This window comes from Vibrio sp. 1727, from assembly GCF_033344415.1.
GTDB lineage: Bacteria > Pseudomonadota > Gammaproteobacteria > Enterobacterales > Vibrionaceae > Vibrio > Vibrio alginolyticus.
Genome location: NZ_JAWPOT010000258.1, coordinates 1 through 706, shown reverse-complemented (window position 1 = coordinate 706; position 706 = coordinate 1). Strand labels below are relative to the sequence as shown.

The window sequence follows — 706 nt, the reverse complement described above, 5'->3', positions numbered from 1 at the left end:
TGCGTCCATTCAGTCGTGAGGTTAACTGCCGGTAGAGCAGCCATTCGTAACGTTGCGGGTTAACGTTATCCTGTTTAACCAACCATGGGAGGTGCTTTTTCGGGATGAGCGACGTATCCATCGTCTTCAGTGGTCCACCGAATGCGATTTCCGTCTGCATCTGTTGAAGTTGGGCGACGACGGCTTCTGAGCCTTTACCGGCCTCACATTCAAGGCACAAGAACACCTGCCTTAACAGTTGCTCCAGGAGATTGCATTGTTCATCGTAATGTTGCCACTGGTACTCTTCCACGGTCCGTTTCTGTTTTTTCAGGTAAAGGCAGAGGGTCTGGATATCCCTGTCATTCATGACCTTCAATGCCTGTTGTCTGACTACTGAGAAGGGTTGATTATCATCAATGTTCTCATCCACAAACAGATGCAGTAACTCTGCCGCTTTCGTGACATTGTCCGCAGCTGACTGCCAGGACAGGAACACTGCTTGTTGTGCAAAGGCGTTGGCGGCTTCCTGTTGTTTTCGGATATGGTAAACAAACCCATCCGTCAGGCGCTCCAGTGCAAGTTGCATGCGCTCTGTCAGATGACACAGTAACCACAGGTGCTGCTGTGAGCGTTTGAAGCGCCGCACTTTACTGCCGTAGTAATCAATAAGGCCGCTGAAGTGTTGTCGATTTTTTAGCGACAGATTGAGCCTGTCCACAACGTC

1 pseudogene is annotated in these 706 nt (G+C 50.0%); it reads right to left on the bottom strand.

Annotated features, from left to right (window positions below):
* A pseudogene (locus tag R8O10_RS25120) lies at positions 1-706 on the bottom strand (Tn3 family transposase); the annotation flags it as partial.